Here is a 4,425-nt window from a genome sequence, read left to right as displayed (position 1 = left end):
GCGCGCGGTGCGGCGGGGGCGGGCGGCCGAGGCGGCCCGGATGCACGCGGTGCGTCAGGCGGCGGAGGCAGTGCTGGCGCTGGTGGGGCAGGCGCGTCGGGCGCTGCCGCGCCGTCCGCGCATACCAACATCACCACCTGGAGCTTCGGCGAGCTGCCCGAGCTGCTGGAAATCCAGCAAGGCAAGCTAAGCCTGATCGGCTTCCCCGCCTTGGTGGACAAGGGCTCGCACTGTGATCTGGAAGTCTTCGACGATCCGAACGTCGCTGCGCGCACCCATCGTATCGGCCTGCGCCGCCTGTTCGCGCTGCAGATGAAGGACCAGATCAAGTTTGTGGAGAAATCGATCCCGAACCTGCAGCAGATGGGTATGCAGTTCATGTCCATGGGCACGCAGGAAGAGCTGCGCGACCAGATCATCGCCAAAGCGCTGGACATCGCCTGCCTGCAGGACCCGCTGCCGAGCGACGAGGCGAGCTTCATCAAGCGCAAGGACGAAGGCAAATCGCGTCTGGTACTGCTGGTGAACGAAATTGCACGCCTGGTGTCGCAAGTGCTGACCGAGTACCACGGCCTGCCGAAGCGCCTGCAGGGCGTCAATCCGCAAGCCGCGCAGGACATGCAACAGCAGCTGCAAGGCCTGGTGCACAAGCGCTTCCTGATCGAAAACGAGTTCACGCAGCTGTCGCATTTCCCGCGCTATCTGAAGGCGATGAATGTGCGTATCGAAAAGTTGCGCGCGGATTCGGCACGCGATCAGAAGGCGATGGCGGAATGGCATATCGCCGCCCAGCCTTACCTGCGCGTGGCGCGCGACAAATCGGCCGGCAAGAACACCGATCCGAAACTGGTGGAATACCGCTGGATGCTGGAGGAGCTGCGCGTGTCCCTGTTCGCACAGGAACTGCGCACGCCGATGCCGGTGTCGGTCAAGCGCCTGATGAAAGTCTGGGAGTCGATGCAGCGTTGAGGTCCGGCGGATCAATGATCCGCCCTACCGCGGCGATAACGCGGAGCGTCGTAGTCCCGGCRGATCAATGATCCGCCCTACCGGGGCGATTACGCGGAGCGTCGTAGTCCCGGCGGATCAATGATCAGCCCTACCGGGGCGATAACGCGGAGCGTCGTAGGGCGGATCATTGATCCGCCGCCGCGAAGCGCTTCCGGTAGTCGCCCGGCGTAACGCCCAACTGCCGCAGAAACACCCGGCGCAAATTCTGCTCCTCGCCATATCCTGCCTGCGCCGCGATCGTCTTCACAGGCAGGCTGCTTTCCTCCAGCGCCCGCCGCGCCGCCTCAAGCCGCATCTGCTCCACAGTGCGCGCCGGCGTGCATCCCATCTGGCTCGTGTAAGCCCGCGCGAATGTGCGTGGACTCATGCCGGCCTGCTCGGCCAGCCGCTCCACGCGCAAGTCCTCGTGCAGGTTCATGGYAATCCACGCATGCAGATCCGCAAAGCCGCCGCTCGCGCGCGCCTGCGCGGCCAGCGGCACGCTGAATTGCGACTGGCCGCCGGAACGTTTCATGAAGACCACCATCTGCCGCGCAGTTTCGATAGCCACGCGATGGCCGTAGTCCTCATTGATCAAGGCCAGCGCCAGGTCGATGCCTGCGCTGACGCCAGCCGAAGTCCACACATGTCCATCGCGGACATAAATTTTGTCCGCATCGATTGCCACCGCTGGATGCCGGCCCCGCAGCCGTTCCACCCATTCCCAATGCGTGGCCGCACGCCGGCCATCCAGCTGGCCCGCTGCCGCCAGCAGGAACGCGCCAGTGCAGACGGAGCACAAGCGCCGCACGGAGGCCGCGCGCGCCTGCACGAAAGCCACCAGCTCCGGCGGCGCGTCATATTCGTCGCCCGCGCAGCCACCGGGAGCGATCAGTGTGTCGATGGGGGTGTCGGCCAGATCGGCGATGGACGTGGTCATGATCGCCAGCCCGGCGCTGGTGGTCACGAGTCCACCGTGAGCGGAAGCGATGATGGTTTCGTACAGCGGCGGGGCGCCATCCGAGTGGCGGCGGGCAGCACTGGCGAAGGCTTGCAGCGGACCGGAAAGGTCCAGCAGATTCATTTGCTCGTGGGCGAGCAGGACGATACGGCAGGGGCGGTCTGGCGGCATATCGCCATCTTACCTCGGCRCGTAATCCGGATATTCAAATTCCAGCGCCAGGCGTTGCGCGGTGCGCGAACCATAATCGTCGGCGATACGGCCGAGTACTTTGCTCCACATCAGCGCAGGTGGCGTGCTGTCCAGGGCCGGCAGCATTTGCACGGGAGCGTCGGCGGTACCGGCCACGCGCTCCGGCAGAATGGTCAGGCCATAGAGCGTATGTAGCGGCTCGTCGGAGGCGGCGACCGTAACCGGCACGGCGCGCTTGGCGCGCTGGTAGGCGTCGGCAGTGATGGCCAGCGCGATTTCATCCACGCCTTGCGCGACCGGCACGCCAATCTCGCGCTGCGAATGGAACCAGGGATCGGTGTACCACGTCATCCAGACGGTCAGATTGCCAAGGTGCGGGCCGAAGACGGTGCTGTCGTGTTCCGTGCCCCATCCGCTCACGCCAATGTCGTTCGCCACAGCGCGCGCACGTTCGCTGCCCGCAATCGTTTCAACCAGGGCCAGCGAAGTGGGAATGGCGGCGCTGATGCCCACACTGGTAATGACTTTGCCGTCCGCCACGTAGCGCGCGTTGGCAAGCCAGGTGGTGTCAGGATAGTGTTCTTCGCGGTAACCGCGCGTGGCCCAGTGTGCAGTGGCTTGATGGCCTTTCAGCACGCCTGCGTTGGCGAGCACCAGCGCGCCGTCGCAGATGCTGATGAGCGTGGCGCCATGTGCGGCTTGCGTCTTCAGCCAGTCGGCCAGCGTAGGGTCTTTGAAGTCGTGCATGGCGGGCACGATCACGTAGTTGGCGCCTGCTGGATACTTCCGGTCGAATTCGGCGAGGCTGGCATCAGGCTGCACGCGCGGGCCGGCGCTCATGCGGATCGGGCCTTCGTGTACCGACGCTGTCAGCACGTCGGCAACATCGGCGCGCTTAAGCACGCCATACGGCAGCATGAAGTCGCTGATCTCGGTATGCTCGTTGGAGCCGACAATGACGATGAGGGGACGCTCGGCCGCCTGGCTTACGGCTGCGAAGAGGAGGGCGGCAAACAGGATCAGTAGGCGCATGATGAAATCGGCTGAAGAAGATCAGCCGATTATTCGCGCGTCGCCGCCAGGCAGCAATGACATTAAACAGTCAATTGCTGCCACGTGGGATCAATAGTTGCCTTTGTTGCCGCCGACGATGTCATCGTCCCGGGTCGAGCCGCTGTAGCTGCCGCTCGATCCGCTTTGCATGGTGCCGGTACCCGAGCCCATCACGCTGCCAGTGGAGGTGCGAGCGCCTGGCATGGCTTGCTGGGTGCCGTAGAAATCGTGGATCTGCGTGCTGAATTCGGCGCTTGCCATGTCAGGCCAGCGGTCCTTGTCGAAGCCTGGAGCGTTCTCCAGTTTTTCTTTAGCGCAGTCGAGGACGAAGCGCTTGTTGGCGGTGTCCAGTTGCAGCGCTTGCCATGGCACGGCAAACAGCTTGTTGCCCATGCCCAGCACGCCGCCGAAGGACAGCACTGCATAGGCGATCTGGCCGGTCTGCATGTCGAGCATGATTTCCTTGATGTCGCCGAGGTCTTCGTCCTGGCGGTTGTAGACGTCCTCGCCCATCAATGTGTCGGCGCCCATCAGGCGCGGGCCGGGACCGTCGTTGTCAGTACGGTCGCGGTAGATACCATATGGATCGCGGTCTAGATAGCTCATTCTCATCTCCTGATGTAGTGTCGTGAAAGAGCCGCTCCTTTGCGGAACGGGATGAGAATCAGAATAGCGCAAGCAGAATTTTCGCGTCCTTGCAGGGATTCAATAGTGTGCGCTTAGCACGCTTGCTCGCGAGACGCTTGCGATAGCGCTTAATGAGAGCGCCATGCCGGTCTTCGTTTGCGCACACGATTAAAAGAAGAAGGCGAGGGCGGCGGTGACGGTGGGGGCGGCGGCCCCGAGTAGCAGACCGAAGGCACTGATGGATTGGTCGCGGAAGCCGGCGCGCAGGAGCGAGACGCCGGCCGGGTTGGGAGCGTTGGCGATGACGGTCAGGCCGCCGCCGGCAACGGCGCCTGCCACGAGCATGTATTGCGCCTGCGGCGTGATGCCGTCGATCAAGGAGCCGAGGTAGGTCAGGGCCGCGTTGTCGGTGATGGCGGTCAGTCCCAGTGCGCCGAAGAACAGCGCCACGGGCTGTAACTGAGAGACGATGGGCTGCAGCCACCATTGCTGCATGCCGCCGAGCACGACGAGTCCCGCGAGAAAGAAGCCCACCAGTAAAGCCTCTTTCACGATCAATGGCGACTGGAAGCGCTGGTAAGCCTGCGCGTAACCGAGGAAGA

5 protein-coding genes are annotated in these 4,425 nt (G+C 63.7%); 1 reads left to right on the top strand and 4 read right to left on the bottom strand.

Translation table 11 applies throughout. The annotated features are described in order from the left end of the window. On the top strand, positions 1–969 hold a 969-nt coding region (locus tag AB4Z11_RS24200), incomplete at its 5' end, for a DUF3418 domain-containing protein (RefSeq protein ID WP_442028236.1). 166 nt (positions 970–1,135) lie between these two features. Here AB4Z11_RS24200 and AB4Z11_RS24195 read toward each other — a convergent pair. The 4 genes from AB4Z11_RS24195 to AB4Z11_RS24180 form a co-directional block, all read right to left on the bottom strand. Then, the gene (locus AB4Z11_RS24195) at positions 1,136–2,122 is read right to left on the bottom strand and encodes a GlxA family transcriptional regulator (protein WP_442028234.1); all 987 of its coding nucleotides are present in this window, start codon (positions 2,120–2,122) and stop codon (positions 1,136–1,138) included. A 9-nt stretch (positions 2,123–2,131) separates the two neighbouring features. Next, entirely contained in the window at positions 2,132–3,175 is a 1,044-nt protein-coding gene (locus AB4Z11_RS24190; RefSeq protein ID WP_442028233.1) for a DJ-1/PfpI family protein, read from the bottom strand. 90 nt (positions 3,176–3,265) lie between these two features. Beyond that, entirely contained in the window at positions 3,266–3,802 is a 537-nt protein-coding gene (locus AB4Z11_RS24185) for a PRC-barrel domain-containing protein (RefSeq protein WP_442028231.1), read from the bottom strand. Positions 3,803–3,991: 189 nt separating this feature from the next. Then, on the bottom strand, positions 3,992–4,425 hold a 434-nt coding region (locus AB4Z11_RS24180), incomplete at its 5' end, for a putative Na+/H+ antiporter (protein WP_442028230.1).

This window comes from Pseudoduganella sp. RAF53_2 (assembly GCF_052113985.1).
Lineage (GTDB): Bacteria > Pseudomonadota > Gammaproteobacteria > Burkholderiales > Burkholderiaceae_D > Rugamonas.
This window is presented reverse-complemented; position numbering and strand designations above follow the sequence as displayed.